General features: G+C 68.1%; 34 protein-coding genes. 19 read left to right on the forward strand and 15 right to left on the reverse strand.

Going from position 1 to position 23,610, the window contains the following annotated elements:
- The 13 genes from AC1DSA_RS14645 to AC1DSA_RS14705 form a co-directional block, all read left to right on the forward strand.
- The coding region (locus tag AC1DSA_RS14645; RefSeq protein WP_477890390.1) for an EF-Tu C-terminal domain-related protein at positions 1 to 571 on the forward strand (571 nt) is incomplete at its 5' end.
- A 5-nt stretch (positions 572 to 576) separates the two neighbouring features.
- Positions 577 to 888, forward strand: coding sequence for a 30S ribosomal protein S10 (gene rpsJ / locus AC1DSA_RS14650; RefSeq protein ID WP_145895499.1), 312 nt, complete (start codon positions 577 to 579; stop codon positions 886 to 888).
- Positions 889 to 1,116: 228 nt separating this feature from the next.
- On the forward strand, positions 1,117 to 1,821 hold the full coding sequence (gene rplC, locus AC1DSA_RS14655) for a 50S ribosomal protein L3 (RefSeq protein WP_477890393.1): 705 nt from the start codon (positions 1,117 to 1,119) through the stop codon (positions 1,819 to 1,821).
- The gene (rplD, locus tag AC1DSA_RS14660) at positions 1,822 to 2,442 is read left to right on the forward strand and encodes a 50S ribosomal protein L4 (RefSeq protein WP_477890395.1); all 621 of its coding nucleotides are present in this window, start codon (positions 1,822 to 1,824) and stop codon (positions 2,440 to 2,442) included.
- On the forward strand, positions 2,439 to 2,759 hold the full coding sequence (gene rplW / locus AC1DSA_RS14665) for a 50S ribosomal protein L23 (RefSeq protein WP_477890397.1): 321 nt from the start codon (positions 2,439 to 2,441) through the stop codon (positions 2,757 to 2,759). Before rplD ends, rplW begins: the two co-directional genes overlap by 4 nt.
- Positions 2,760 to 2,761: 2 nt before the next feature.
- Positions 2,762 to 3,586, forward strand: a complete 825-nt coding sequence (gene rplB, locus AC1DSA_RS14670; protein ID WP_477890399.1) for a 50S ribosomal protein L2 — start codon at positions 2,762 to 2,764, stop codon at positions 3,584 to 3,586.
- A 12-nt stretch (positions 3,587 to 3,598) separates the two neighbouring features.
- Positions 3,599 to 3,877 (forward strand): 30S ribosomal protein S19, encoded by a 279-nt coding sequence (rpsS, locus tag AC1DSA_RS14675; protein ID WP_477890401.1) that lies wholly within the window; start codon positions 3,599 to 3,601, stop codon positions 3,875 to 3,877.
- A gap of 9 nt (positions 3,878 to 3,886) precedes the next feature.
- Positions 3,887 to 4,219, forward strand: coding sequence for a 50S ribosomal protein L22 (gene rplV / locus AC1DSA_RS14680; RefSeq protein WP_477890403.1), 333 nt, complete (start codon positions 3,887 to 3,889; stop codon positions 4,217 to 4,219).
- Positions 4,220 to 4,227: 8 nt separating this feature from the next.
- Positions 4,228 to 5,178, forward strand: coding sequence for a 30S ribosomal protein S3 (rpsC, locus tag AC1DSA_RS14685; RefSeq protein WP_477890405.1), 951 nt, complete (start codon positions 4,228 to 4,230; stop codon positions 5,176 to 5,178).
- 2 nt (positions 5,179 to 5,180) lie between these two features.
- Complete coding sequence (gene rplP / locus AC1DSA_RS14690) at positions 5,181 to 5,597, forward strand: 50S ribosomal protein L16 (RefSeq protein WP_477890407.1); 417 nt, start codon at positions 5,181 to 5,183, stop codon at positions 5,595 to 5,597.
- Positions 5,598 to 5,611: 14 nt separating this feature from the next.
- Positions 5,612 to 5,818, forward strand: coding sequence for a 50S ribosomal protein L29 (gene rpmC / locus AC1DSA_RS14695; RefSeq protein ID WP_477890409.1), 207 nt, complete (start codon positions 5,612 to 5,614; stop codon positions 5,816 to 5,818).
- Between the two features lie 9 nt (positions 5,819 to 5,827).
- Positions 5,828 to 6,097: a 30S ribosomal protein S17 gene (gene rpsQ / locus AC1DSA_RS14700; protein ID WP_477890411.1), complete on the forward strand. Its 270-nt coding sequence runs from the start codon at positions 5,828 to 5,830 to the stop codon at positions 6,095 to 6,097.
- 86 nt (positions 6,098 to 6,183) lie between these two features.
- Positions 6,184 to 6,690 carry a redoxin family protein gene (locus AC1DSA_RS14705; RefSeq protein ID WP_477890413.1) on the forward strand — a complete coding sequence of 169 codons (507 nt, stop codon included), beginning with the start codon at positions 6,184 to 6,186 and terminating at the stop codon, positions 6,688 to 6,690.
- 61 nt (positions 6,691 to 6,751) lie between these two features.
- Here AC1DSA_RS14705 and AC1DSA_RS14710 read toward each other — a convergent pair whose 3' ends face one another.
- Positions 6,752 to 7,270 carry a GNAT family N-acetyltransferase gene (locus tag AC1DSA_RS14710; RefSeq protein ID WP_477890787.1) on the reverse strand — a complete coding sequence of 173 codons (519 nt, stop codon included), beginning with the start codon at positions 7,268 to 7,270 and terminating at the stop codon, positions 6,752 to 6,754.
- Positions 7,271 to 7,352: 82 nt separating this feature from the next.
- Complete coding sequence (locus AC1DSA_RS14715) at positions 7,353 to 8,024, reverse strand: cytochrome b/b6 domain-containing protein (protein ID WP_477890415.1); 672 nt, start codon at positions 8,022 to 8,024, stop codon at positions 7,353 to 7,355.
- Positions 8,025 to 8,181: 157 nt separating this feature from the next.
- On the opposite strand from AC1DSA_RS14715, the gene AC1DSA_RS14720 reads away from it, so the two are divergent.
- Entirely contained in the window at positions 8,182 to 8,640 is a 459-nt protein-coding gene (locus tag AC1DSA_RS14720; RefSeq protein ID WP_477890417.1) for a c-type cytochrome, read from the forward strand.
- Between the two features lie 135 nt (positions 8,641 to 8,775).
- Here the strand turns inward: AC1DSA_RS14720 and AC1DSA_RS14725 are convergent, their stop codons facing one another.
- The 3 genes from AC1DSA_RS14725 to AC1DSA_RS14735 all read right to left on the reverse strand — a co-directional run bounded on the left by AC1DSA_RS14725 (position 8,776) and on the right by AC1DSA_RS14735 (position 11,337).
- Entirely contained in the window at positions 8,776 to 9,273 is a 498-nt protein-coding gene (locus tag AC1DSA_RS14725) for a TlpA family protein disulfide reductase (RefSeq protein WP_477890419.1), read from the reverse strand.
- 94 nt (positions 9,274 to 9,367) lie between these two features.
- On the reverse strand, positions 9,368 to 10,102 hold the full coding sequence (locus tag AC1DSA_RS14730) for an alpha/beta fold hydrolase (protein ID WP_477890421.1): 735 nt from the start codon (positions 10,100 to 10,102) through the stop codon (positions 9,368 to 9,370).
- A complete protein-coding gene (locus tag AC1DSA_RS14735; RefSeq protein WP_477890423.1) occupies positions 10,102 to 11,337 on the reverse strand; it encodes a CaiB/BaiF CoA transferase family protein in 1,236 nt (411 codons plus the stop codon). Before AC1DSA_RS14735 ends, AC1DSA_RS14730 begins: the two co-directional genes overlap by 1 nt.
- 78 nt (positions 11,338 to 11,415) lie before the next feature.
- On the opposite strand from AC1DSA_RS14735, the gene AC1DSA_RS14740 reads away from it, so the two are divergent.
- From AC1DSA_RS14740 to ptsP, 4 genes are read left to right on the forward strand one after another with little or no spacing between them, the layout of a single operon-like run.
- Complete coding sequence (locus AC1DSA_RS14740; RefSeq protein WP_477890425.1) at positions 11,416 to 12,645, forward strand: MFS transporter; 1,230 nt, start codon at positions 11,416 to 11,418, stop codon at positions 12,643 to 12,645.
- Complete coding sequence (locus AC1DSA_RS14745; protein ID WP_477890427.1) at positions 12,642 to 13,097, forward strand: PTS sugar transporter subunit IIA; 456 nt, start codon at positions 12,642 to 12,644, stop codon at positions 13,095 to 13,097. The genes AC1DSA_RS14740 and AC1DSA_RS14745 overlap by 4 nt, the downstream gene beginning before the upstream one ends.
- Positions 13,066 to 13,335, forward strand: coding sequence for an HPr family phosphocarrier protein (locus tag AC1DSA_RS14750; protein WP_477890429.1), 270 nt, complete (start codon positions 13,066 to 13,068; stop codon positions 13,333 to 13,335). Before AC1DSA_RS14745 ends, AC1DSA_RS14750 begins: the two co-directional genes overlap by 32 nt.
- A complete protein-coding gene (gene ptsP, locus AC1DSA_RS14755; protein WP_477890431.1) occupies positions 13,332 to 15,098 on the forward strand; it encodes a phosphoenolpyruvate--protein phosphotransferase in 1,767 nt (588 codons plus the stop codon). The genes AC1DSA_RS14750 and ptsP overlap by 4 nt, the downstream gene beginning before the upstream one ends.
- On the opposite strand, the gene AC1DSA_RS14760 is transcribed toward ptsP, so the two are convergent.
- The 10 genes from AC1DSA_RS14760 to AC1DSA_RS14805 form a co-directional block, all read right to left on the reverse strand.
- Positions 15,095 to 15,916, reverse strand: a complete 822-nt coding sequence (locus tag AC1DSA_RS14760) for a DMT family transporter (protein WP_477890433.1) — start codon at positions 15,914 to 15,916, stop codon at positions 15,095 to 15,097. The two genes, ptsP and AC1DSA_RS14760, sit on opposite strands and share 4 nt — an antisense overlap.
- Positions 15,917 to 15,977: 61 nt before the next feature.
- On the reverse strand, positions 15,978 to 16,667 hold the full coding sequence (locus tag AC1DSA_RS14765; protein ID WP_477890435.1) for a helix-turn-helix domain-containing protein: 690 nt from the start codon (positions 16,665 to 16,667) through the stop codon (positions 15,978 to 15,980).
- Between the two features lie 46 nt (positions 16,668 to 16,713).
- The gene (locus AC1DSA_RS14770) at positions 16,714 to 17,037 is read right to left on the reverse strand and encodes a DUF305 domain-containing protein (protein ID WP_477890437.1); all 324 of its coding nucleotides are present in this window, start codon (positions 17,035 to 17,037) and stop codon (positions 16,714 to 16,716) included.
- Positions 17,034 to 18,431, reverse strand: coding sequence for a YncE family protein (locus AC1DSA_RS14775; RefSeq protein WP_477890439.1), 1,398 nt, complete (start codon positions 18,429 to 18,431; stop codon positions 17,034 to 17,036). The genes AC1DSA_RS14770 and AC1DSA_RS14775 overlap by 4 nt, the downstream gene beginning before the upstream one ends.
- Positions 18,432 to 18,522: 91 nt before the next feature.
- On the reverse strand, positions 18,523 to 19,515 hold the full coding sequence (gene lipA, locus AC1DSA_RS14780) for a lipoyl synthase (RefSeq protein WP_477890441.1): 993 nt from the start codon (positions 19,513 to 19,515) through the stop codon (positions 18,523 to 18,525).
- A complete protein-coding gene (gene lipB / locus AC1DSA_RS14785) occupies positions 19,512 to 20,192 on the reverse strand; it encodes a lipoyl(octanoyl) transferase LipB (protein ID WP_477890442.1) in 681 nt (226 codons plus the stop codon). The genes lipA and lipB overlap by 4 nt, the downstream gene beginning before the upstream one ends.
- A 7-nt stretch (positions 20,193 to 20,199) precedes the next feature.
- The gene (locus AC1DSA_RS14790; RefSeq protein ID WP_477890444.1) at positions 20,200 to 20,502 is read right to left on the reverse strand and encodes a YbeD family protein; all 303 of its coding nucleotides are present in this window, start codon (positions 20,500 to 20,502) and stop codon (positions 20,200 to 20,202) included.
- The gene (locus AC1DSA_RS14795) at positions 20,503 to 21,387 is read right to left on the reverse strand and encodes an aminotransferase class IV (RefSeq protein WP_477890446.1); all 885 of its coding nucleotides are present in this window, start codon (positions 21,385 to 21,387) and stop codon (positions 20,503 to 20,505) included. It lies immediately after the preceding gene.
- Positions 21,388 to 21,398: 11 nt separating this feature from the next.
- Positions 21,399 to 22,517, reverse strand: a complete 1,119-nt coding sequence (locus AC1DSA_RS14800; RefSeq protein WP_477890448.1) for an MBL fold metallo-hydrolase — start codon at positions 22,515 to 22,517, stop codon at positions 21,399 to 21,401.
- A gap of 8 nt (positions 22,518 to 22,525) precedes the next feature.
- Positions 22,526 to 22,972, reverse strand: coding sequence for a CopD family protein (locus AC1DSA_RS14805; protein ID WP_477890450.1), 447 nt, complete (start codon positions 22,970 to 22,972; stop codon positions 22,526 to 22,528).
- A 155-nt stretch (positions 22,973 to 23,127) separates the two neighbouring features.
- On the opposite strand from AC1DSA_RS14805, the gene AC1DSA_RS14810 reads away from it, so the two are divergent.
- A complete protein-coding gene (locus AC1DSA_RS14810) occupies positions 23,128 to 23,610 on the forward strand; it encodes an ATP synthase subunit I (protein ID WP_477890452.1) in 483 nt (160 codons plus the stop codon).

A 23,610-nucleotide genomic window follows, 5' to 3' on the forward strand; every position in this document is an offset into this window, starting at 1 on the left:
TGCCGTGGACGGCGCCTTCCTGATGCCGGTGGAAGACGTGTTCTCCATCTCCGGCCGCGGCACGGTTGTCACCGGCCGCGTGGAGCGGGGCGTGATCAAGGTCGGCGAGGAAATCGAGATCGTGGGCCTGACGCCCACGGTGAAGACCACCTGCACGGGCGTGGAGATGTTCCGCAAGCTGCTGGACCAGGGCCAGGCCGGTGACAACGTGGGTATCCTGCTGCGCGGCACCAAGCGCGAAGAAGTGCAGCGCGGCCAGGTCCTGGCCAAGCCGGGCAGCGTGAAGCCGCACACCCACTTCACCGCCGAGATCTACGTGCTGAGCAAGGACGAGGGCGGCCGCCACACGCCGTTCTTCAACAACTACCGCCCGCAGTTCTACTTCCGCACCACGGACGTGACCGGCGCGATCGAGCTGCCCAAGGACAAGGAAATGGTCATGCCCGGGGACAACGTGACCATCACGGTCAAGCTGATCGCCCCGATCGCCATGGAAGAAGGCCTGCGCTTTGCCATCCGTGAAGGCGGCAAGACCGTGGGCGCCGGCGTCGTCGCCAAGATCATGGAGTGATGGTCATGGCACAGCAAAAGATCCGCATCCGCCTCAAAGCGTTCGATTACAAGCTGATCGACCAGTCCGCCGCCGAGATCGTCGACACCGCCAAGCGCACCGGCGCCATCGTCAAGGGCCCCGTGCCCCTGCCGACGCGCATGAAGCGCTTCGACATCCTGCGTTCGCCGCACGTGAACAAGTCGAGCCGCGACCAGTTCGAGATCCGTACGCACCAGCGCCTGATGGACATCGTCGACCCGACCGACAAGACGGTCGACGCCCTGATGAAGCTGGACCTGCCGGCCGGCGTGGACGTCGAGATCAAGCTGCAATAAACCGCAGTCCGAGCTCGACAGGAAAGGCCGCCGCGTGCGGCCTTTTCGCTTCCTGGCGGCCTGCCATGGAGAACGCTGGCGAGCCTGTAGGAACACTGCTACAATTGCGGGCTTCGCTCGGTTTGCGCCGGGCGGAGCTTTTATCAACCCTCCTTCGCGCGCGTTCCTCGGGGCGCCAAACGCAGAAGCCAATTGCAGCGGCTGCGGCGAAGGTAACGGAGTCAAAACATGAGTCTGAGCAGCCTCGGGTTGCTGGGCCGCAAGGTGGGCATGATGCGCCTCTTCACCGATGAGGGGGACGCTGTTCCCGTCACGGTGATCGACGTGTCGAACAACCGCGTTACCCAGGTCAAGTCCCAAGACAACGACGGCTACGTGGCCCTGCAGGTCACGTACGGTTCGCGCAAGGCCTCGCGCGTGACCAAGCCGCTCGCCGGCCACCTCGCCAAGGCGGGTGTCGAAGCCGGTGAAATCATCCGTGAATTCCGCGTCGACGCCGACGTCGCCGGCAAGTACGCCGCCGGCGGCACCGTGCCGGTGCAGGACCTGTTCACGGCCGGCCAGCGGGTCGACGTGCAGGGCACCTCGATCGGCAAGGGCTTCACGGGCACCATCAAGCGCCACAACTTCAAGTCGCAGCGCGCGTCGCACGGCAACAGCCGTTCGCACAACGTGCCGGGCTCGATCTCCATGGCGCAGGATCCGGGCCGCGTGTTCCCCGGCAAGAAGATGTCCGGCCACAAGGGCGACGTCACCACCACCACCCAGAACCTCGACGTGATCCGTGTCGACGAGACTCGCGGCCTGCTGATGGTCAAGGGCGCCGTCCCCGGTGCGAAGAACGGTTTCGTGACCGTGCTGCCGGCCGTCAAGGGCCAGCCGAAGCCGGTCACGGCCAAGCAGGCCGCCGCCGCCGAGAAGGGGAAGAAGTAAATGCAACTCGAACTCCTGAACGAGCAGGGTCAGGCCGCGTCCAAGTTCGACGCGCCGGAGACCGTGTTCGGCCGCGAATACAACGAAGCGCTGGTGCACCAGATCGTGGTGGCCTTCCAGGCGAACGCCCGCCAGGGCACCCGCGCCCAGAAGGACCGCGAGCAGGTCAAGCACTCGACCAAGAAGCCGTTCCGCCAGAAGGGCACGGGCCGCGCCCGCGCCGGCATGACGTCCTCGCCGCTGTGGCGCGGAGGCGGCCGGATCTTCCCGAACAGCCCGGAAGAGAACTTCACCCAGAAGATCAACAAGAAGATGTACCGCGCCGGCATGGCGTCCATCTTCTCCCAGCTCGCGCGCGATGGTCGCCTGGCCGTGGTCGATTCCCTCAAGGTCGACAGCCCCAAGACCAAGCAGCTGGCCGCCAAGTTCAAGGCGATGAACCTGGAGTCGGTGATGGTGATCGCCGACGAAGTGGACGAAAACCTGTACCTCGCGTCCCGGAACCTGGCCAACGTGCTCATCGTCGAGCCGCGTTACGCCGATCCGCTGTCCCTGGTGCATTACAAGAAAGTGCTCGTCACCAAGGGCGCGATCGACAAGCTGAAGGAGATGTTCGCATGAGCACCGCCTCCAAAAAGTTTGACGAAGGCCGCCTGATGCAGGTCCTCGTCGCCCCGATCGTCTCCGAGAAGGCGACGATGGTGGCCGACAAGACCAACGCGGTGACCTTCAAGGTCCTGCAGGACGCCACCAAGCCCGAGATCAAGGCCGCCGTCGAACTGATGTTCAACGTGCAGGTCAAGGGCGTTTCCGTCGCCAACCTCAAGGGCAAGACGAAGCGCTTCGGCCGTTCCGTGGGCCGCCGCGACAACATCCGCAAGGCGTATGTGACGCTGCAGCCTGGCCAGGAGCTGAACTTCTCCGGGGAGACCGCTTAATCATGGCAGTCATCAAGCTCAAACCCACCTCGCCCGGTAACCGGGGCACGGTGAAGATCTCGCGCGACCACCTGCACAAGGGCGAACCTTACGCCCCGCTGCTGGAGCCGCAGATCCAGAAGGCCGGCCGCAACAACAACGGCCACATCACCACGCGCCACAAGGGCGGTGGCCACAAGCACCACTACCGCGTGGTCGATTTCGTCCGCAACAAGGATGGGATCCCGGCGAAGGTGGAGCGCATCGAGTACGACCCGAACCGTTCGGCCCACATCGCCCTGGTGGTGTACGCCGATGGCGAGCGCCGCTACGTGATCGCCCCGCGCGGCCTGGAAGTCGGCTCCACCATGATGAGTGGCGCCGAGGCCCCGATCCGCGCCGGCAACACCCTGCCGATCCGCAACATCCCGGTGGGTTCCACGATCCACTGCATCGAGCTGCAGCCCGGCAAGGGCGCGCAGATCGTGCGTTCGGCCGGTACGTCTGCCACGCTGCTGGCCCGCGAAGGCGTCTACGCCCAGGTCCGCCTGCGGTCCGGTGAGGTGCGCCGCATTCACGTCGAGTGCCGCGCCACCATCGGTGAAGTCGCCAACGAAGAACACAGCCTGCGCCAACTGGGCAAGGCCGGTGTCAAGCGCCACATGGGCATCCGCCCGACCGTCCGCGGTGTGGTGATGAACCCGGTCGACCACCCGCACGGTGGCGGTGAAGGCAAGACCGGCGAAGGCCGCCATCCGGTGGATCCGTGGGGCAACCTGACCAAGGGCTATCGCACGCGTAACAACAAGCGCACGCAGACGTTCATCGTCTCGCGCCGCAAGAAGTAAGGGGTCGCACAAATGACGCGTTCTCTCAAGAAGGGTCCGTTTGTGGACCACCACCTGGTGGGCAAGGTCGAGAAGGCCAATGCCAACAAGGACAAGAAGCCGATCAAGACCTGGTCGCGCCGCTCGATGATCCTGCCCGACTTCATCGGGCTGACCATCGCCGTTCACAACGGAAAGCAGCACGTGCCGGTCTACATCACCGACCAGATGGTGGGCCACAAGCTGGGCGAATTCGCCCTGACGCGCACCTTCAAGGGTCACCCCGCCGACAAAAAAGTCGTGAAGAAGTGAGACTGAACCATGGCTGAAACCAAAGCAGTCCTCCGCGGTGTGCGCCTGTCTGTCGACAAGGGCCGCCTCGTGGCAGACCTGATCCGCGGCAAGAAGGTGGACCAGGCCCTGAACATCCTGAACTTCACGCAGAAGAAGGGTGCCGTCATCGTCAAGAAGGTTCTGGAGTCCGCGATCGCGAACGCCGAGCACAACGACGGTGTCGACATCGACGAGCTGAAGGTCAAGACGATCTACGTCGAGCAAGGCGCCACGCTGAAGCGCTTCACCGCGCGCGCCAAGGGTCGCGGCAACCGCATCAGCAAGGGTACGTGCCACGTGTACGTGACCGTCGGGAACTAAGGAAGAACATGGGACAGAAGATCCATCCGACCGGCTTCCGCCTGGCCGTCACGCGCAACTGGAACAGCCGCTGGTACGCGAACAACCGCGACTTCAGCGACATGCTGGCCGAGGACATCAAGGTCCGCGACTACCTGAAGACCAAGCTGAAGAACGCCGCGGTCTCCCGCGTGCTGATCGAGCGCCCCGCCAAGAACGCCCGCATCACCATCTTCTCGGCGCGTCCGGGCGTGGTGATCGGCAAGAAGGGCGAGGACATCGAGAACCTGAAGAAGGAACTCGCGCAGCGCCTGGGCGTGCCCGTTGCGGTGAACATCGAGGAAGTGCGCAAGCCCGAGGTCGATGCCCAGCTGATCGCCGACTCGATCACCCAGCAGCTTGAAAAGCGCATCATGTTCCGCCGCGCGATGAAGCGCGCGATGCAGAACGCCATGCGTCTCGGTGCCCAGGGCATCAAGATCATGTCGTCCGGCCGCCTGAACGGCATCGAGATCGCCCGTACCGAGTGGTACCGCGAAGGCCGTGTGCCCCTGCACACGCTGCGCGCGGACATCGACTACGGCTTTTCCGAAGCCAAGACCACCTACGGCGTCATCGGCGTCAAGGTGTGGGTCTACAAGGGCGACACCCTGGGCCGCAACGACCTGCCGTCCCTGGACAGCACGCCGCGTCCCGAGGGCGAAGAGCGTCGTGGCCCGCGTGGCCCGCGCCGTGACGGCGACCGCCGTGGCGGCCCCGGCGGTGACCGCCGTGGCGGTCCTGGCGGTGGCCGTGGCGGCCCGCGCACCGGCGTCAGCGCCGGTGCCGGCAACGTCGCGCCGGCTGACGGCAGCGACAAGCCCCAAGAAGCAACCGCAGGCGCTCCCGAAGCGCCGAAATCTACCGTTAAGCGCGTTCCCCGCAAGACCACGGGTGCCGCGCCGGCCGGGACTCCTCCCACCGACGGTAAAGGAGAGTAAACATGCTGCAACCCGCTCGCCGCAAATACCGCAAAGAGCAAAAAGGCCGCAACACCGGCATTGCCACCACCGGCAATTCCGTCGCGTTCGGCGACTTCGGCCTGAAGTGCACCGACCGCGGCCGCCTCACGGCGCGCCAGATCGAGGCCGCGCGTCGCGCGATCTCCCGTCACGTCAAGCGTGGCGGCCGCATCTGGATCCGCGTGTTCCCCGACAAGCCGATTTCCCAGAAGCCCGCCGAAGTGCGGATGGGCAACGGCAAGGGCAACCCCGAGTACTACGTGGCCGAAATCCAGCCGGGCAAGGTCGTGTTCGAGATCGTCGGCGTGCCCGAGGAACTCGCGCGCGAAGCGTTCAAGCTGGCCGCTGCCAAGCTGCCGCTGCGCACCACGTTCGTCACCCGCCTGCTCGGCACCTGAAGGAGCGAAGAGAAATGACGAAAGCCAAGGATCTCCGCACCAAGGATGCCGCCGGCCTGGAAACCGAAGTGAAGTCCCTGCAGAAGGCCCATTTCGGCCTGCGCATGCAGAAGGCCACGCAACAACTCAACAACACCGCCACGCTGCGTTCCACGCGTCGTGACATCGCTCGGGCCAAGACCATCCTGGCCCAGAAGCGTGCGGAATCCGCCAAGTCCTAAGGAGCGAACATGACGGAAGCAAAGACCTCCCTCAAGCGCACCCTGGTGGGCAAGGTGGTGAGCGACAAGCGGGCCAAGACCGTGACCGTGCTGGTCGAGCGCCGCGTCAAGCACGCGCTCTACGGCAAGATCGTGATGAAGTCGAGCAAGTACCACGCGCACGACGAGCAGGGCCAGTACCACACCGGCGACGTGATCGAGATCACCGAGAGCAAGCCGATCTCCAAGACCAAGAACTGGGTTGCCACCCGCCTGGTCGAGAAGGCCGCCGAGGTCTAAAGCCTCGCTGCCCTGCAGGCAATACGGAAACGGCCCACAATCGTGGGCCGTTTTTCTTTTGTCCATCCCAACGAGGAGATAGAGCCATGATCAAAGTCGGTGACCAGCTGCCGGACGTCACGCTGATGGAGTATTCGGAAGTCGAGGGCAACGGTTGCAGCATCGGCCCGAACCCGGTGAAGGTGGGCGAAGCGACCAAGGGCAAGACGATCGCCCTGTTCGCGCTGCCCGGCGCCTTCACGCCCACCTGCTCGGCCAAGCACGTGCCGGGCTACGTGGAGAAGTTCAACGACCTCAAGGGCGCGGGTGTCGACGAGATCTGGTGCGTCAGCGTCAACGATGCCTTCGTGATGGGTGCCTGGGCGCGCGACCAGAAGACCGGCGGCAAGGTCCGCATGCTGGCCGACGGCAGCGGCGACTTCGCAAAGGCGGCGGGGCTGACGCTGGACCTCACGGCCAAGGGCATGGGGGTGCGCAGCCAGCGCTATTCGATGCTGGTGAAGGACGGCAAGGTCGCGTCACTGAACGTCGAGGCGCCCGGCAAGTTCGAGGTGAGCGACGCCCAGACCATCCTCGGCCAGGCCAAGGGCTGATCGGCGCAATACGTCGTGCGCCTGCGGGCGCGGGACGAAGGTCGCTGCGCAAACGCCGGCGTCAGAAGCGGCTGCTCAGCGGCGCCGGCGTGCTGTTCCAGAGGTCCGCCTTGAGGTAGTGCGCCCCCGCGATGGGGTTGTGGTAGTAGGGCGGGATGTCCTCGAAGCCGAGGTCGTCGTACAGCGCGCGCGCTGCTTCCATGTCGTCCAGCGTGTCGAGCAGGACGCAGTCGTAGCCGGCCTGGCGCGCGGAATTCAGTGCCGCCTCCGCCAGCTGGCGTCCCAGGCCGAAGCCGCGGAACGGCTTGCGCACGTACAGGCGCTTCATTTCCGAGGCATTGGGGTAGTCGGTGCTGTCCAGCGGCCGCAGTGCGCAGCAGCCTGCGAGTTCGCCGTCCACGCGGGCCAGCAGCAGGGCGCCGCGGGGTTCGGCGTACTCGCCCGGCAGCTCCGCCAGTTCCTCGGTGAAGTTCTGGAAGCAAAGGTCGACGCCGAGTCCTTCAGCGTATTCCCGGAAGATCGCGCGCACCTCGTCGTAGTCGGGTGCGGTCGCGGGCCGGGAAAGTTCGATCAGGGGCAGTGGGGCAGTGTCCAAGGTCGCGGAATCGAGTCCATGGACGGATCATTCTAGTCGCCCATTACGGTCGAGTTGGTGACCTGGCTCAAGGGGTAGCGCCGGCCCGGACCACCCATGCGACCAGGGTCGCGCAGACCGCGAGCACGGCGAGCGCGGCACTGCGTGAAGCCAGGTCGTCGCGCGAGGAAGGCGCGGGCGCCGCCAGCACCTTGTCGCCCACGATCATCGGCCGCACCAGGTCCTGCCGCTTGCGCCGCAGGTACCAGGCGATGGCGGCGACGTGCAGCACGACCAGGCCCACCAGCAGCCACTGGCCCACCTCCTTGTGGTACCAGGTCGCCCGCAGGCCGGCCGCCGTGGAAACGAGGCGGTTCAGCGGTCCGGTGAAGGCGATCTCGTCGTCGCCCACCAGGCCGGTGGCCACCTGCGCCCCCAGCACCAGCAGCATGGCGAAGACCGAACCGGCCGCCAGCGGGCTGTGGCCGACGAGGTGGTCGGGATGGGCCCGACCGCCCAGGTAGGCCCGGACGCTGCCCGGTCCGTAGAGGAAGCTGCGGAACTGCGACCAGTGGCCGCCGATGAAGCCCCAGACGATCCGGAACAGCAGCAGGGCGAACACGGCGTAGCCGATGCGCGCATGCCAGTCCATCGCATTGCCCCCGACGTGCCCGGTGATCACCAGGCCGACCACCGAGATGACCAGGAGCCAATGGAACAAGCGCGTGGGCAGGTCCCAGACGCGGACGCGATGCGGCATCGTCACCTCGTTGTTGTTGGCGACAGGCGACGGGGAATTCCGGGCCCGGCCAAAGCGTTAGTACAGTTGCGGAGCGGCAGGAGCGGCGCGAACCATCCGGTGGCGCCCGGCCCCCACCGTCCCGGCATCCGACACTTTAACCACGGAGAAGAAACCCATGAAGTTCGCCGCCACGCTGGCCCTCGCCGCCGCCGCTTTCACGATGGCCACCCCGGCTTCCGCCCAGTTCGCCAAGCCCGAAGACGCGGTCAAGTACCGCCAGAGCGTCATGTTCGTCATGGCGCAGCACTTCGGGCGGGTCGGTGCGATGGTCAACGGCCGTGCGCCCTACGACGCCAAGGCGGCGGTGGACAACGCGGAGATCGCGGCGGAAATGTCCAAGTTGCCGTGGCCGGGTTTCGCCGCCACCACCAAGGACATCACCACCAACACCAAGGCGAAGCCCGACATCTGGGCCGAGCAGGCCAAGTTCAAGGACCACGGCGACAAGATGCAGGGCGAGATGCAGAAGCTGGTGGCCGCGGCCAAGACCAACAACCTGGACAATCTGAAGACGGCCTTCGGCCCCGTCGCGCAGTCCTGCAAGGCCTGCCACGACAACTATCGCAACCAGTGAGAGGCCTCACCCGGAAGACGCGGGGGTGTTTTCGATGGGGCAGGTCAGTGTGAAAAAGCCGGGCGACGCCCGGCTTTTTTCATGGGAGCAGGCGGGCGGGACGCGAACCCGCTCGGTTCGCGTGCCGCTGCGCGGTCACGATTCCGCCAGCAGTTTCTCGATCAGCTGGTGCAGCTCGGCGAAGTTGGGCTCGCCGACGTAGCGCTTGACGATTTCGCCCTTCTTGTTCACGAGGTACGAGGTCGGCGTCAGCTGCACCTCGCCCCAGGCCTTGGCGACCGCGCCCGTGTTGTCGATCGCGACGTTGAAGGGCAGCTTGCGGGTCTGCGCGTAGTTGACGACATAGCTGGGGGGGTCATAGCTCATCGCCACCGCCATGTGCTCGTAGCCTTTGGCGTGGTACTTGTCGAAGGTGGAGACCATCTTCGGCATCTCGGCCACGCAGGTGGTGCAGCTGGTCGCCCAGAAATTGACCAGGGTGACCTTGCCCTTGAGATCGGCCGTGGTCTTCTTCGAGCCGTCCAGCAGCACGAAGGTGCTGTCGGGCGCGGCGGACGAACCGCCCGCCACGAAGAAGGCCCCCGCGGCCACCACCACCGCCGCTGCCGCGCCCAGGATCCACTTGCTCTTCATTGCTGTGCCTTGCCTCGTGCCGGGAACATCCGGCACCCAGGAAGGATTCTCGCCGATGGGGAAAGTTCTTGCCTGATGCAGGTCAGGTGCCCGTTCAGGCGAGGGCGAGCAGCAGGCGGGTGAATTCCTCCGGCGCGCTGACCATGGGGTCGTGGCCGGTGGCCAGTTCCACCACCTGAATGCCGCCGCCGCCAGCCCAGGCGCCGTCCCAGAAGTTCGCATCGCGAACGCGCGGGCGGATCGAGTCGATGGTGCCCAACCGGGGCTTCACGCAGTCGACGAAGGTGCGGGCGACGCCGGCCACGCGCCGCGGATCGAACTGCAGCGGCGCCTGGTAGGTATGGCCGGGGTGGGGCGTCTGCCGACGCTGCACCCAGTCATGGTCGCCGGCCGCCAGCCCGAACACGGAAGGATCGGGCGGCGGAAAGCTGAAGTCGGGCGAGGCCTCGGCCGCCGCGATCCGCGCTTCGCGCGTGGCGCTGGCGTGCGTGCTGCTCCAGCTCTCGCCCGGTTTCGGCACCACGGCGTCCACGTAGACGAGGTGCTTCAGGCGCTGCGGCATGCGGTCCGCGATCGCGGTGCCGATCATGCCGGCGTAGGAGTGCACGGCGAGCACCGCGTCCTGCAATTCCTCCGCGTCGATCAGGTTCGCCACGTCGGCGATGTGCGTCTCCAGCGTGATCAGCGGCGACATGAGGTGGGCGCGCTCGCCCAGGCCGGTGAGCGTGACGGCGAAGGCGCGGTGGCCTTGCGCGTGCAGCGCAGCCACCACGCGGCGCCAGCACCAACCGCCATGCCAGGCACCGTGCACGAGAACGAAATCGGCCATCAGATCACCTCCCGTGCGCGCAGCGCCGCGATGCGTTCCGGATTCCATCCCAGCACCTCGGCCAGCACCTGCTCGGTGTGCTCGCCCAGCAGCGGCGGCGGGCGGTCGGCACGGACCGGCGTGGCGCCGAGCTTGATCGGACTGCCCACCAGCGGGAGCGGCCCGGCAAGGGGGTGTTCCCACTGGTGCACCATGCCGCGCTCGCGCACCTGCGGATCGGCGAACACCTCCGCGAGGTTGTTGATCGCACCGCATGGCACCTTGGCGGCCTCCAGCGCGAGCAACCAGTCGGACTTGCGCCGCGTCCTCATGATCTCTTCCAGCATCGGCACCAGCACGCCGCGATTGCGCACGCGGTCCTGGTTCTTGGCGAAGCGAGGATCGGAGGCGATCTCCGGCCGGCCGGCCACCTGGCAGAACTTGGCGAACTGGCCGTCGTTGCCGACCGCCAGGATCAGGTGGTCCTTGCTGCCGTCCGCGGCGGGCGCGACCTCGAACACCTGGTAGGGCACGATGTTCTGGTGCGCGTTGCCGGCCCGGCCGGGTACCTTGCCGCTCACCAGGTAGTTGGCGCCCAGGTTGGCGAGCATGGCCACTTGCGTGTCGAGCAAGGCCATGTCCAGGTGCTGGCCCTCGCCCGTGTGCTCGGCATGCCGCAGCGCCGCCAGGATGCCCACGCAGGAGTACATGCCGGTGAACAGGTCGGCCACCGCGACGCCCACCTTCTGCGGGCCGCCGCCGAGGTCGTCGCGCTCGCCCGTGATGCTCATGAGGCCGCCCATGCCCTGGATCGCATAGTCGTAGCCGGCGCGCTCTCGGTACGGACCGGTCTGGCCGAAGCCCGTCACGCTGCAGTAGACGATGCGCGGATTCACCGCGCGCAGCGCGGCGTAGTCCAGGCCGTAGCGGGCCATGTCGCCGACCTTGAAGTTCTCGACGAACACGTGGCAGTGCCGAGCCAGCTCGCGGATCAGCGCCTGCCCCTCGGCCAGGGCGATGTCGCAGGTGACCGAGCGCTTGTTGCGGTTGGTGCCGAGGTAGTAGGCGGCCTCGGCGGTGTCGCGTCCTTCGCGATCCTTCAGGAAGGGCGGCCCCCAGCTGCGCGTGTCGTCGCCGCTGCCGGGGCGCTCGATCTTGATCACATCGGCGCCCAGGTCCGCCAGCGTCTGCGTGCACCAGGGGCCGGCCAGCACGCGCGAGAGGTCCAGCACGCGGATTCCATCGAGAGCATTCATGCGCCCCATTATCGGGAAACCGATAATGCAAGGCAGCGTCCCCCAGAGGACGGCCCGCCTTTCCATCCAAAGATTCCGATGTCCCAGCTCGATCGCCGCCAGGCGGTGGTGGTGTTCCTTGCGTTCGCGTTCGCCTATTTCTTCGCTGCCGTGCTGCGGGCGATCACGGCCACGCTGTCGCCCGTGCTCACCCAGGAGTTCCACCTGCAGGCGGCCGACCTGGGCCTGCTGGCCGGCGGCTACTTCCTCGGCTTTGCGCTGATCCAGCTGCCCCTGGGCACCTGGCTCGACCGCTGGGGTCCGCGCAAGGTCATGCTGCGCTTCGTGGCGCTGGCCGTGCTCGGCTGCGGCGCCTTCGCGCTGGCGAACAGCTTCACCGGCCTGCTGATCGCGCGCGTGCTGTGCGGCCTGGGGGTGAGCGCCTGCCTGATGGCGCCCCTGACCGGTTTCCGCCGCTGGTTCGAGCCGGGCGTGCAGCTGCGCACCAATTCCTGGATGCTGATGACCGGCTCGTTCGGCATGGTGGCGTCGACGCTGCCGGTGCAGTGGCTGCTGCCGCAGTTCGGCTGGCGGCCCCTGTTCTGGGGGCTGGCGGTGCTGATGGCGGCGTCGATGCTGGTGATCGCCTGGCGGGTCCCGGAATGGTCCGCCGCCGACGCCACCGGGCGTCCGGGCGAGCCGCGCGGCAGCTACGCCCCGGTCTGGCGCCACCGCTATTTCTGGCAGATGGCGCCGCTGGGCTTCTTCAGCTACGGCGGAATGATCGCCGTGCAGTCGCTCTGGGCCGGTCCCTGGCTGTCGAGGGTGGCCGGGTACGACGCGGAGGCTTCCGCCCGGGGCCTGTTCACGATCAACCTGGCCATGCTGGTCACCTTCTGGTGCTGGGGCCTGGTGAATCCCTGGCTGCAGCGCCGCGGCATCGTGACCGACCGCCTGATTACCTGGGGCACGCCGCTGAGCTTCGTGGCGCTGGCCGCGCTGGTGGCCGCCGGACCCGCGGCGGGGCCGGCCACGCTGGCCTTTTTCTGCACGGCCACCACCTTCGTGTCGCTCGCCCAGCCCGCGGTCGGCATGATGTTCCCGGCCTCGCTGGCCGGCCGGGCCCTGTCCGCCTACAACCTGGTCATCTTCGTCGGCGTGTTCGTCGTGCAGTGGGGCATCGGCTTGCTGGTGGACGCCTTCCGCGGCGCCGGGTGGACCGAGGTCAATGCCTTCCGCGGGGCGTTTGGTGTGTTCCTCGCCACGAGCGTGCTCTCCTACGGGTGGTTCCTGTGGAGCAGCGGCCATAATCGCAAGCAGCTCCCATGAACGCCATCCTGCTGATCGCCCACGCCCCGCTGGCCAATGCCCTGCGGCAGTGCGCGCTGCATGTGTTCCCGGAGTGCGGCCCCTGCGTGATGGCCATCGACGTGCAGCCCAATCTGTCGCCCGAGGAAACGCTGGGCACCGCGCGCATCGCGCTGGACCAGCTCTCGCGGCAGGCCCACATCCAGGGCGTGCTGGTGCTGGCCGACATCTTCGGCGCCACGCCCAGCAACGTCGCGCAGAAGCTGGTGGACGGGGTCAGCTCGCGGCTGATCACCGGCGTCAACCTGCCGATGCTCCTGCGCGCGGTGAGCTACCGCCACGAATCGCTCGACACGCTGGTTTCGCGCGCGGTCATCGGCGGCACGCAGGGCGTGATGCAGGTCGCCATCACCGCGCCCCAGAACCAGTCCCGCCGGAACCATGATCAAGACAAAAACGACCATCAACAATAAGCTGGGACTGCATGCCCGGGCCTCCGCCAAGCTCACCAAGCTGGCGGGCAGCTATCCCTGCGAGGTGTGGATGAGCCGGGGAGAGCGGCGAGTCAATGCGAAGAGCATCATGGGCGTGATGATGCTGGCGGCCGGCATGGGCACCGAAGTCACGATCGAGACCAACGGCGAGAAGGAGCAGGAGGCGATGGCCGCCCTGCTCACGCTGATCGCCGACAAGTTCGGGGAAGGCGAGTGACCTTCTCCGTCCATGGCATCGCGGTCGCCCGTGGCATTGCCATCGGGCGGGCCGTCGTCATGGGCTCCGGCCGGGCCGACGTCGTCCACTACTTCATCGAACCGGCGCAGGTCGAGTCCGAGATCGAACGGATCCGCGTCGGCCGCAATGCCGTGGTGGACGAGATCCACCGCCTGCAGCAGACCATCACCACCATGGGGCCGAAGGAAGCGCCGCACGAGCTGACGGCGCTGCTGGACGTGCACCTGATGCTGCTGCAGGACGAGGAGCTGATCGGCGGCGTCAAGCACTGGATCACCGACCGCCTGTACAACGCCGAATGGGCGCTGACCACGCAGCTGGAGGTGCTGTCGCGCCAGTTCGACGACATGGAGGACGAGTACCTGCGCGAGCGCAAGGCCGACCTCGAGCAGGTGGCCGAACGCATCCTGCGCTACATGAAGGGCATGGGCTCGCCGGTCGCGCAGCCGCCCGTCCCCAAGCGCAAGACGCAGCAGGACCTGCTGCTGGACGACAGCGTCGACGTGCCGCTGGTGCTGGTGGCCCACGACCTGTCGCCGGCGGACATGCTGCAGTTCAAGCAGAGCGTGTTCGCCGGCTTCGTCACCGACGTCGGCGGCAAGACCTCGCACACGGCGATCGTCGCGCGCAGCCTGGACATTCCCGCCGTGGTCGGGGCGCGCGCCGCCAGCAACCTGGTGCGCCAGGACGACTGGGTGATCGTCGACGGCGACGCCGGCGTGATGATTGTCGACCCCTCGCCGATCATCCTGGCCGAATACGGCTTCAAGCAGCGCCAGGCGGAACTGGAGCGGGGCCGGCTCGGCCGCCTGCGCCACACGCCGGCCGTGACGCTGGATGGCCAGAAGGTGGACCTGCTGGCCAACATCGAGCTGCCGGAAGACGCCGAAGCCGCGCTCAAGGCAGGGGCCGTCGGCGTCGGCCTGTTCCGCAGCGAGTTCCTGTTCATGGGCCGGCACGGCGACATGCCCAACGAGGAGGAGCAGTACCTCGCCTACCGCAAGGCGGTGGAGGGCATGCAGGGCCTGCCGGTCACCATCCGCACGCTGGACGTGGGCGCCGACAAGCCGCTGGACGAGAACCCGCGCGACGCGGCCCACCTGAACCCCGCGCTGGGCCTGCGCGCGATCCGCTGGAGCCTGTCCGAGCCGGAGATGTTCCGCACGCAGCTGCGGGCGATCCTGCGCGCCGCCGCGCACGGCAAGGTGAACCTGCTGGTGCCGATGATCGCGCACGGCAGCGAGATCCGGCAGACGCTGTCGCTGATCGACTTCGCCCGCGCCGAGCTGGACAACCGCGGCATGGTGTACGGCAACGTCCAGATCGGCGCGATGATCGAGATCCCGGCGGCCGCCCTGTCGCTGCGCACCTTTCTCAAGTACTTCGATTTCCTGTCSATCGGCACCAACGACCTGATCCAGTACACGCTGGCGATCGACCGGGCCGACGAATCGGTGGCCCACCTGTACGACCCCTGCCACCCCGCGGTGCTGCGCCTGGTCGCCGACACCATCACGGAATGCCGGCGCCTGGGCAAACCGGTCAGCGTGTGCGGCGAGATGGCCGGCGACATCCAGTTCACGCGCCTGCTGCTGGGGCTGGGCCTGCGCAGCTTCTCCATGCACCCCGCGCAGCTGCTGGCGGTCAAGCAGGAGGTCCTGCGCGCCGACGCGGGCCGTCTGGAAGGCTGGTCGCGCGAGGTGGTCGACTCGGAAGATCCCGCGCGCACCATGGCGGGCTAACGCGCCCGCGTGCCCACCAGCGCCGCGCCGATGATCAGCGCGGCCGCCGCCGCGATGCCCGCCGTCAGCGGCCTGCCCGTCACCAGCATCAGCAGCGAGGTCGACGCCAACGGCGTGAGGTAGCTCAGGATGCCGATGTGGCGCGCATCGCCCGCCTTCAGCGCCTTGTCCCACAGGAAGAACGCCGCGCCGAGCGGCCCCAGGCCCATGACCGCGATCAGCGCCCCGTCGCGCAGCGACAGCGCGGTGCGGGGCTCCAGCAGGACGTGGCACGCCAGGGACAGCAGGCCCGACACCAGGCCGAACAGCCCGATCGCGGCGGTGGGAAACGCCGGCACGCGCCGGGTCCCCAGCGAATAGCTCGCCCAGATGAAGGCGGCACCGAGCGCGGGCAGGTAGCCCCACGACCAGGCGCCGGTCACACTGCCTCCGCCCAGAATCGCGATCGCCGCGCCGGAGAACCCGGCCAGCGCGGCCAGCACGTGCGCGGGACGCAGGTGCAGTCCCGGCAGGAACAGCGGCGCCAGCACCACGATCAGCAGCGGCCACAGGTAGTTGACCAGGTTGGCTTCCACCGCCGGCGCCAGCCGCAGCGCGATGAACAGCAGGAAGTGGTATCCGAACAGGCCGTAGATGCCCAGCGCCAGCGTGCGTGGCGGCACCTTCCAGTGCCGCGCCAGCGGCCAGGCCGGCACGCTGCCGATCACCAGGGCGAGGCCGGTGAGCAGGAACGGCGGCACATGGCGCAGGGACACGCCCAGCGATGCCAGCGAGGCCCACAGCACGATCGCGCCCAGCGCGTACAGGTTGGGATGCATCCGGCGAGCTTAAGCGCGCGCATCGTCGCGCATCGCCGGTCTGGCGGCGCGCATCGCCGTTTCAGCGCAGGCCGCTGCGGCGCAATGCGGCGGTGAGCGCCGAGGGGGAACGGTAGCCGGTGCGACGGGCCACGTCCTTCACCGCCAGTCCCGCGTCGCGCAGCTGCCGCGCCCGCGTGAGCCGCTGCAGCCGCAGCCACTCCAGCGGGCCCATGCCCTGGGCCTCGTGGCAGCGCAGGGCGAACTGGCTGGTGCCCAGGTGCACGCGTTGCGCGAGATCGGCGACGGTGACGGGATCGTCCAGTCGCGACTGGACCCACAGGCCCAGCGCCGCCCAGTCGACGCGCCGCCGCGGGCGCCGCGCGGGCGAGCGCGGACGCCAGGCTTCCAGCAGCAGCGCCGGCCCCTGCAGCGTCGCCAATGGCAGCCGTGCTTCCATGGCCTGGGCGAGGTAGCGCGCGAGCGCGTGCACCTGCGGCCCGGCCGCGGGCAGCACGCCGCATTCCAGCCACAGCGGGTCGGCGGAATCGAGCACCAGGCAGCGGCTGCCCCGGGCGGATTCGAAGTCGTGGCGCTCGCCCGCCGCGACCAGCACCGCGTCGCCGGCGGCCACGCCCCGGCCATGGCCATCGACCTCGAGTTCCAGCACGCCCTCCAGGCCGACCAGCATCTGGTGGTGCGCATGGCTGTGGCTGCCGTGCGATGCGCCGTAGGCGCGCAGCGAGAGGTCGGAAGAAGCGTCCGGGGACATGGCGCGAAGCTTAGCGCCGCCCGCACCGGCGTGCAGCGGTGGCGGATCAGGGGCCGCGGGTGCCGCCCAGGGCCGGAAATTCCGGCCCGCGTCCCGGCTGGCGCAGTGTTGCGAGCCGGCGCTGCATGCCCTCGATCTCGATCGTCTGGCTGGCGATGATGTCCTCGGCCAGCCGGCGCGTCGCTTCGTCGCGGCCATGGCGCAGCAGCGCGCGCGCCATGGCGACCGCTCCGGCGTGGTGCGGAATCATCATGGCCAGGAAGTCGATGTCCGGATTTCCGGTGGCGCCGGGCGCATGCATGTCGCGCATCATGCGCGCCATGCCCTCGTCCATCTCCGCGTCGAAGGCGGAGGGCGTGCCCGGGCTCATGCCGTCTGCCCGCGCGCGCCGACGCGCACGTACACCAGGTTGATGCTCTTCTTGTTGCGCAGGCCGCCCGAAGGAAGCGCGATCTCTCCCAGGGGGATCTGCGCGATGAATTCCGGCTTGAACGGGTCGCGCACGTCGAAGGCGGCGCAGACCGTCTGGCCGCCGTTGGGCGTGCCGGGCAGCTCGTCCTGCTCGTGCGCCACGTACACCAGCGTGTTCTCCGGATTGGTCCACAGGCCGTGCGCTTCGCGCCCGTGGCTGAAGAAGGTGCCGGCCACCTTGCGGCTGCCGGGCCGGGCGCTGCGGTCGATGATCGCCAGCTGGCTGGAGGCGACGCCGCCCGGGCCGTTGTCGTCGACCCGGGCCAGGCTGGCGTACACCACGCTGCCGCGCGCATTGCTCACGAACTCCACGTGGTTGGGCCGCGCGCCGTTGCCGAGCGCGACGGTGTCCAGCAGCCCGAACTCGCCGCGCGTGGAGCGGCAGGACACGGCGTCGGCCAGCTTGTGCGAGAACCACACTTCGCCGCCATCGGGCGTGGTCTTCAGGAAGGGCGTGAAGCCGGGCTTGTCCTGCCCCGAGATGTCCAGCGTGGCGAGCCGCTGCGGCGCCGAGTGGCCGTCCGACCCCGGTCGCACCTGGAACACGTCCACCCTGGAGGCCTTCTGGCTGGCGACGAAGGCGTGCTGCCCCTCGCGGTCGAACCACACCTGCGCCGGGCCGGGCAGCGTGCCCAGATACATGCGGATCGCGGAAGCCGGCTCGCCGCGCAGCTGGCGCAGCGCCTGTTCCACGTCGAGGATGGCGATGCGGTCCTCGCCGCGCACGGTGACCCACAGCTCGCGGCCGTTGCGCGTGAAGGTCGGCTCGTGCGGCTCGCGGCCCACCAGGATGCCGGTGCTGATGCGTTCGGCGCTGGTGCCGGCGCCGGCCGCCGGATTGGGCGTGTTGCCGATCACGCGCTTCTGCTCGGCGTCGATCAGGTAGACGTTGCTGGAGCCGCGGCCGCTGGTGGCGAGCATGCGGCCGTCCGGCGAGGGCACCGCGCCGTGGGCGTCGATGCAGCCGTGGTACAGCGGCTTGTGGATCATCGCCGCGTGGGTGGGCGCGACGCCGGCGGTGACGTAGCGGAAGGGCGGACGCGGGTCCTCGTCGAAGCTGGTGAGGTTGATGGTGGTCTCCACCACGTTGCGCGACGGGTCGATCACCACCAGCGTGTTGGAGTCCTCGTTGGTGATGAACACGCGGTCGGCCGGATCGACCCCGGGCACGCGCGCCGGAGCTGCGGGCTGCGCGCCTGCCAGCATGGGCGACGCGGCCAGTGGCAGCGCGCTCGCCAGCCTGAGGAAATCGCGCCGCGCGGCGGACGCGGGATCGCGGGAACTGTCTTGCATGCGGAATCTCCCTGGGAATGAAGGGATGAACGCCGCCCGCGGCGCTTTATTCCATCCACCCTGGACCGGAAGCCGCGCGGGAAGGACCCCGTTACGCGTCGACCGGCACGCCGGCCGCGTGGGCCTGCTGGTCCGCGTGGTACGAGCTGCGCACCATCGCGCCGACGGCGGCATGCGAGAAGCCCATCTCCAGCGCCTTCTGCTCGAACATCTTGAAGGTGTCCGGGTGCACGTAGCGGCGCACCGGCAGGTGCGAGGTGGTCGGCGCCAGGTACTGGCCGATCGTGAGCATCTCGATGTCGTGCGCGCGCATGTCGCGCATGACCTCCAGGATCTCCTCGTCCGTCTCGCCCAGCCCGACCATCAGGCCGCTCTTGGTCGGGATGGCCGGGAACAGGGCCTTGAACTTCTTCAGCAGGTTCAGGCTGAACTGGTAGTCCGAGCCCGGCCGCGCTTCCTTGTACAGGCGCGGGATGGTCTCGAGGTTGTGGTTCATCACGTCCGGCGGCGCGGCCTTCAGGATCTCCAGGGCGCGGTCGTCGCGGCCGCGGAAATCCGGCACCAGCACTTCGATCATCGTGCCGGGCGACAGCTCGCGGGTCTTGCGGATGCATTCGACGAAGTGGCCGGCGCCGCCATCGCGCAGGTCATCGCGGTCCACGCTGGTGATCACCACGTACTTGAGCTTCAGGGCGGCGATGGTCTCCGCCAGCTTCTGCGGTTCCTGTATGTCCAGCGGGTCTGGCCGGCCGTGGCCGACGTCGCAGAACGGGCAGCGGCGGGTGCACTTGTCGCCCATGATCATGAAGGTCGCCGTGCCCTTGCCGAAGCACTCGCCGATGTTGGGGCAGGAGGCCTCCTCGCACACCGTGTGCAGGTTCTGCGCGCGCAGGATTTCCTTGATCTCGTAGAAGCGCGAGCTGGCGGAGCCGGCCTTCACGCGGATCCACTCCGGCTTCTTCAGCACTTCGCCAGGCTCCACCTTGACCGGGATGCGCGAGAGCTTGGCCGCCGCCTTCTGCTTGGCGCTGGCTTCGTAGGTCTCGACCGATTGCGCCTCGCGCACGACGTTGCTGGAGCTCATGGGATGTCCTGGGGAGCGAGCAGCGCCTGGAGCTCGTGGCCCAGCATCGCGGCGGCTTCGTTCCATGTGGTGGAAACGCCGATTGTAGAAAGGTCCACCGTTCGAAGTCCTGCGTAACCGCAAGGGTTGATGCGTTCGAAGGGTTCCAGGTCCATGCCGACGTTCAGCGCCAGCCCGTGGTAGGTGCGGTGCCGGCTCACCTTGATGCCCAGCGCCGCGATCTTGCCGAGGCCGGCGAAGGGGTCGCCGCCCGGGGCCGGACCGGTCAGCGCCGCGTGCGAGCCGGGGTCGGCCAGCCGGACATAGATGCCCGGCGCGCCCGCCACCCGGTGCCCGGTCACGCCGAAGCGGGCCAGGGTGCGGACGACCGCCTCCTCCAGCCGGTAGACGTACTCCTTGACGAAGTAGCCGGCCCGCTTCAGGTCCAGGAGGGGATAGGCCACCACCTGGCCGGGCCCGTGGTAGGTGACCTGGCCGCCGCGGTTGGTCGCCACCACCGGGATGTCGCCTGCGTCCAGCACGTGGGCGGCCTTGCCGGCCAGGCCCTGCGTGAACACCGGCGGGTGCTCGCACAGCCAGAGTTCGTCGGGGGTGCCGGGGCCGCTGCCCTCCGTGAAGGCGGCCATCGCCTGCCAGGTGGGCAGGTACTCGACCTGGCCCAGCACCCGGACCTGCATGGGGCGCCTACAGGACGACCTTCACCATCGGGTGCGAGGTGAGCGCGCGGTACAGGTTGTCCAGCTGCTCGCGGCTCGTCGCCGTGATGGTGATGGTGATGCCCAGGTAGTTGCCCTTGGCGCTGTCGCGCAGTTCCACCGTCGAGGCATCGAAGCCGGGGTCGAACTCGCGCGCGAGCGTCGTGATGGCGTGCACGAAGCCGTCCACCTTCGGGCCCATCACCTTGATGGGGAACCGGGACGGGTATTCGATCAGCGATTGCTGGCCGGAAGCGGTGACGGACTTGGGCGGAAAGATGGAAGCGGACATCTAGGAGTTTCGTTTGGCCTGCTGGTACCCAGCAAAGAGCCTTTCGTAGATGGGACCGGGTCGGCCTTTTCCAACTGGCTGTCCGTCCAGCACCGTGCAGGGCAGGACTTCCTTGGTGGCCGAGGACAGCACGATCTCGTCGGCGCCCAGCACTTCCTCCCGGCTCACCTGGCGCAGCTCGAAGGGGATGCCGGCCTGGCCGCACAGCTCTTCCAGCAGGCCGTAGCGGATGCCTTCCAGCACCAGATTGTCCTTGGGCGGTCCCAGCACCACGCCGTCCTTGACCACCCACACGTTGGACGCCGCGGCCTCGCTCAGCCAGCCGTCGCGAAACATGATGGTCTCGTTCCCGCCCACGTCCGCGCTCATCTGGCGCGACAGCACGGCGCCGGCCAGGCTGGTGCTCTTGATGTGGGCCTTCTTCCAGCGGAAGTCGTCGGCCGTCACGCACATCACGCCCTTCGCGCGTTCCTCGGCCGTGTAGATGTACAGCCGGTTGACCATCGCGAACACCGTCGGTTCGAGGTCGGGGGGCATCACGTGGTCGCGCATCGCCACGCCGCGCGTGACCTGCAGGTACACCAGCTGATTGGTCTCTTTCGGCTTCTTGCCTACGTGCTGCGCATAGGCGAGGACCAGCTGGTCGATCAGGTGGCGCCAGGCGCCGCGGTCCATCGGGTTGCGGATGCGCAGTTCGCCCAGGCTGCGGTCCAGCCGGTCCATGTGCTCTTCGAAGCGGAACGGGCGGCCTTCGTAGCAAGGCACCACTTCGTAGACGCCGTCGCCGAAGATGAAGCCGCGGTCCAGCACGCTCACCTTGGTGTCCTGCAAGGTGCCCATGCGGCCGTTGAGCCAGCAGGGCAGGGCGGGAATGTCGTTGCTCATGGCCGCCATTGTCACTGCTTCGGCAAGGCGGCGGGCGCGCCCGCCGGCCACCAGGTGCCGCCGATGGGCAGCACGAAGAAGTCCTGCTCGGCCAGCCCTCGCTGCGCCCGCGCCAGCGCCAGGTCGTGCGGCGGCTGGTCCAGCGCCTCGTCGGTGAGCGCGAAGGTGCCCCAGTGGATGCCCAGGCTGCGGCGCGCGGCCAGGTCGTGGTGCGCCTGCACGGCTTCGGCCGGGTTCATGTGCTGCTCCTTCATGAACCAGCGCGGCTCGTAGGCGCCGATCGCCAGCAGCGCGACGTCGAACAGCGATCCATTCCGCGCGTGCGGCGCGAGCTTGTCCCGTGTTTCCTTGAAGTGGCGGCTGTACCCGGCGTCGCCGGAGAAGTACCAGCGCAGGTCGGGCGCGAACACCGCCCAGCCGCCCCACAGGGTCTGGTTGCGGTCGCCCAGGCCACGGGCGGACCAGTGCTGCACCGGCACCAGGTGGAACTGCACGCCTTCGTGCGTGTGGATGTCCCACCAGTCCAGCTCGATCACGTTGCCGATTCCCAATTGCGTGAAGAACGGCTTGAGGCCCAGCGGCACCAGGAAGAGCGTGTGGCCGCGCGCGCGCTCGTTCAGCTGCACCACGCTCAGGCGATCGAGATGGTCGTAGTGGTTGTGCGAGATCACCACGACGTCGATCGCGGGCAAGTCTTCCAGGGCGACGCCCGGCGGCTGTTCGCGCCGCGGGCCCAGGAAGCTCACCGGCGAGGCGCGGTCGCTGAAGACGGGATCGGTCAGGATGTTGAGGCCGCCCGACTGCACCAGCACGGTCGCGTGGCCGATCCAGGTCACCGAAGGCAGCGGCGGCACCGCCGCCTGCGCGCCGGCCCGCCGCACCGGCGCCGTGTTGGCACGCAGCAAGCGGAGTTCCGGCAGCGCGACCGGCGTGGCCTGCTGCGGCGGCGGCGGCAGGCCGTCGCGCAGGGCGTCGATGCGCCAGCGCAGCAGCCAGGACAGGGGCTTGTCGACCTGCACCCCGGCGGGATTGCGGAAACCGTCCGGCGTGTGATGCGGCTTCGTCGGGTCGAAGTAAGGATTGGCGTGCACCGTCACGGCCCAGAACACCAGGCCGACGACCCATGCCATCGCCCGCTTCATCGCCACAGCAAGACCGCAGCGATCGCGATCCATCCGATCGCGAGGTTGACCTTCACCAGCAGCGCGATCTGGTTCATGCGCCTGCCGCCTTCCGGCCAGTCCTGCGCGGCGACGGCGGCGCGCGCGCGCCGGAACGGCCCGAAGAAGATGTGGCCGAACACCAGCACCATCAACACGCCCAGGCCGGCCATCACGTGCCAGCCGCGCGGCGCCTGCGCGCCGGGCACCTGCATCAGCAGCGGCCCGCCGGTGGCGAGCAGCACCACGATGCTGGCGATGACGACGGTGAAGAAGCGGCGCATCACCTGCAGCATCAGGGTCAGCCGTTGCGGCGGCTGCAGCTGCGCGTGGGCGGCCGGGCGCAACGCGAGCACCATGAAGGCCATGCCGCCCATCCAGAAGACGGCGGCGGCGAGGTGCAGGAAAACGAGCAGGTTGCGCATGGATCTTCTCGGCGTGGATGCGCGCGGATTGTGCGCGCCGGAACATGTCATTGCCGGCGCCATGCCTGCTCATCGTCGGGGGGCTTGGGCCCGACCTGGGTTTCTACTTATAATGGGAGGCTTTCCAAAATTTTCAGGGCTTACCGCGGCGGACCATGCCAACAAGAAGAGTCGCGCCGCTGCCTGAAGACCAGGAGGAAGCCTTTCCCGTCCAGCCGTTGAGCGCCGAAGAGGCCCGACGCGTGCGTGAGCAGAACCCCCCGGTGTCCCCGTGGTGGGTGGTGGCGGGGCAGGCGGGAATGGGCCTGGTGGCCGCGCTGCTGGCGTGGCTGCTGACCGGAAAGCAAAACGTCGGATGGTCCGTCGCGTACGGAGCTCTGGCCGTGCTGGTGCCCGCGGCGGTGTTTGCCCGGGGACTGACCGGAAGGTTTGCATCTCACAACGCGGGAACCGCAGCGGTCGGATTCCTGCTCTGGGAGATGGTGAAGATCGCCTTGACGTTCGCCATGCTGGTGGCGGCGCCGAGGCTGGTGGCGGGACTGAGCTGGCCAGCATTGCTGATCGGCCTGGTCCTCGCAATGAAGGTTTACTGGATTGCGCTGGCGTTCGCGCCGCGTCCCAAGACGAAATCGAGCTGA

The sequence above is a fragment of the Ramlibacter sp. P4_H7 genome, from assembly GCF_056400765.1.

What these genes read in the sequence shown, in the direction of transcription:
- AC1DSA_RS14750 (WP_477890429.1), top strand. Translation starts at nt 13,066, where the DNA reads ATGATCAAGACAAAAACGACCATCAACAATAAGCTGGGACTGCATGCC.
- AC1DSA_RS14795 (WP_477890446.1), bottom strand. Translation starts at nt 21,387, where the DNA reads ATGAGCAACGACATTCCCGCCCTGCCCTGCTGGCTCAACGGCCGCATG.
- AC1DSA_RS14725 (WP_477890419.1), bottom strand. Translation starts at nt 9,273, where the DNA reads ATGAAGAGCAAGTGGATCCTGGGCGCGGCAGCGGCGGTGGTGGTGGCC.
- AC1DSA_RS14810 (WP_477890452.1), top strand. Translation starts at nt 23,128, where the DNA reads ATGCCAACAAGAAGAGTCGCGCCGCTGCCTGAAGACCAGGAGGAAGCC.
- rplP (WP_477890407.1), top strand. Translation starts at nt 5,181, where the DNA reads ATGCTGCAACCCGCTCGCCGCAAATACCGCAAAGAGCAAAAAGGCCGC.
- AC1DSA_RS14805 (WP_477890450.1), bottom strand. Translation starts at nt 22,972, where the DNA reads ATGCGCAACCTGCTCGTTTTCCTGCACCTCGCCGCCGCCGTCTTCTGG.
- AC1DSA_RS14730 (WP_477890421.1), bottom strand. Translation starts at nt 10,102, where the DNA reads ATGGCCGATTTCGTTCTCGTGCACGGTGCCTGGCATGGCGGTTGGTGC.
- rpmC (WP_477890409.1), top strand. Translation starts at nt 5,612, where the DNA reads ATGACGAAAGCCAAGGATCTCCGCACCAAGGATGCCGCCGGCCTGGAA.
- AC1DSA_RS14715 (WP_477890415.1), bottom strand. Translation starts at nt 8,024, where the DNA reads ATGCCGCATCGCGTCCGCGTCTGGGACCTGCCCACGCGCTTGTTCCAT.
- rpsJ (WP_145895499.1), top strand. Translation starts at nt 577, where the DNA reads ATGGCACAGCAAAAGATCCGCATCCGCCTCAAAGCGTTCGATTACAAG.
- rpsC (WP_477890405.1), top strand. Translation starts at nt 4,228, where the DNA reads ATGGGACAGAAGATCCATCCGACCGGCTTCCGCCTGGCCGTCACGCGC.
- AC1DSA_RS14735 (WP_477890423.1), bottom strand. Translation starts at nt 11,337, where the DNA reads ATGAATGCTCTCGATGGAATCCGCGTGCTGGACCTCTCGCGCGTGCTG.
- rpsQ (WP_477890411.1), top strand. Translation starts at nt 5,828, where the DNA reads ATGACGGAAGCAAAGACCTCCCTCAAGCGCACCCTGGTGGGCAAGGTG.
- rplV (WP_477890403.1), top strand. Translation starts at nt 3,887, where the DNA reads ATGGCTGAAACCAAAGCAGTCCTCCGCGGTGTGCGCCTGTCTGTCGAC.
- AC1DSA_RS14705 (WP_477890413.1), top strand. Translation starts at nt 6,184, where the DNA reads ATGATCAAAGTCGGTGACCAGCTGCCGGACGTCACGCTGATGGAGTAT.
- AC1DSA_RS14790 (WP_477890444.1), bottom strand. Translation starts at nt 20,502, where the DNA reads ATGTCCGCTTCCATCTTTCCGCCCAAGTCCGTCACCGCTTCCGGCCAG.
- rplD (WP_477890395.1), top strand. Translation starts at nt 1,822, where the DNA reads ATGCAACTCGAACTCCTGAACGAGCAGGGTCAGGCCGCGTCCAAGTTC.
- AC1DSA_RS14765 (WP_477890435.1), bottom strand. Translation starts at nt 16,667, where the DNA reads ATGTCCCCGGACGCTTCTTCCGACCTCTCGCTGCGCGCCTACGGCGCA.
- AC1DSA_RS14775 (WP_477890439.1), bottom strand. Translation starts at nt 18,431, where the DNA reads ATGCAAGACAGTTCCCGCGATCCCGCGTCCGCCGCGCGGCGCGATTTC.
- AC1DSA_RS14720 (WP_477890417.1), top strand. Translation starts at nt 8,182, where the DNA reads ATGAAGTTCGCCGCCACGCTGGCCCTCGCCGCCGCCGCTTTCACGATG.
- AC1DSA_RS14740 (WP_477890425.1), top strand. Translation starts at nt 11,416, where the DNA reads ATGTCCCAGCTCGATCGCCGCCAGGCGGTGGTGGTGTTCCTTGCGTTC.
- rplC (WP_477890393.1), top strand. Translation starts at nt 1,117, where the DNA reads ATGAGTCTGAGCAGCCTCGGGTTGCTGGGCCGCAAGGTGGGCATGATG.
- AC1DSA_RS14800 (WP_477890448.1), bottom strand. Translation starts at nt 22,517, where the DNA reads ATGGCATGGGTCGTCGGCCTGGTGTTCTGGGCCGTGACGGTGCACGCC.
- lipB (WP_477890442.1), bottom strand. Translation starts at nt 20,192, where the DNA reads ATGCAGGTCCGGGTGCTGGGCCAGGTCGAGTACCTGCCCACCTGGCAG.
- AC1DSA_RS14770 (WP_477890437.1), bottom strand. Translation starts at nt 17,037, where the DNA reads ATGAGCCCGGGCACGCCCTCCGCCTTCGACGCGGAGATGGACGAGGGC.
- lipA (WP_477890441.1), bottom strand. Translation starts at nt 19,515, where the DNA reads ATGAGCTCCAGCAACGTCGTGCGCGAGGCGCAATCGGTCGAGACCTAC.
- rplB (WP_477890399.1), top strand. Translation starts at nt 2,762, where the DNA reads ATGGCAGTCATCAAGCTCAAACCCACCTCGCCCGGTAACCGGGGCACG.
- rplW (WP_477890397.1), top strand. Translation starts at nt 2,439, where the DNA reads ATGAGCACCGCCTCCAAAAAGTTTGACGAAGGCCGCCTGATGCAGGTC.
- rpsS (WP_477890401.1), top strand. Translation starts at nt 3,599, where the DNA reads ATGACGCGTTCTCTCAAGAAGGGTCCGTTTGTGGACCACCACCTGGTG.
- AC1DSA_RS14760 (WP_477890433.1), bottom strand. Translation starts at nt 15,916, where the DNA reads ATGCATCCCAACCTGTACGCGCTGGGCGCGATCGTGCTGTGGGCCTCG.
- AC1DSA_RS14745 (WP_477890427.1), top strand. Translation starts at nt 12,642, where the DNA reads ATGAACGCCATCCTGCTGATCGCCCACGCCCCGCTGGCCAATGCCCTG.